The organism is Vibrio sp. 970, assembly GCF_033339075.1.
In genome coordinates this window covers 1-535 of the sequence record NZ_JAWOTW010000741.1, presented here as the reverse complement: position 1 = coordinate 535, position 535 = coordinate 1, and the positions used below count along the sequence as shown (strand labels likewise).

1 protein-coding gene is annotated in these 535 nt (G+C 46.9%); it reads left to right on the top strand.

The annotated features are described in order from the left end of the window. Positions 1–16: 16 nt before the first annotated feature. Positions 17–535 (top strand): electron transport complex subunit RsxB (rsxB, locus tag R7Q11_RS28945; RefSeq protein ID WP_225467316.1); only part of this gene is annotated, 519 nt, incomplete at its 3' end.

Sequence of the window (535 nt, the reverse complement as noted above, 5' to 3'; positions counted from 1 at the left end):
TTTGGTGAAGTAAACAATGAGTACGATTTTAATTGCGATCATCGCACTCGCTGTGCTTGCTGCGATTTTTGGCGCCATTCTTGGTTTTGCTTCTATTCGCTTTAAAGTTGAAGCGGATCCTATCGTGGATCAAATCGACGCGATTCTTCCACAAACACAATGTGGCCAATGTGGTTATCCAGGCTGTCGACCATACGCAGAAGCGATTGCGAATGGAGACAACATCAATAAGTGTCCTCCCGGCGGTCAAGCAACCATCGAAAAACTCGCAGACTTAATGGGTGTGGAACCTGAAGAGTCGGCACACGATCTAGACAGCAAAGTACCGACCGTTGCCTTCATTCACGAAGATATGTGTATCGGTTGTACTAAGTGTATTCAAGCTTGTCCTGTTGATGCGATTGTTGGTGGGACAAAAGCCGTTCACACGGTCATCAAAGACGAATGTACAGGCTGCGACTTGTGTGTCGCGCCATGTCCAACCGATTGTATTGAAATGATTCCTGTGGAAACCACCACAGATAGCTGGAAGTGG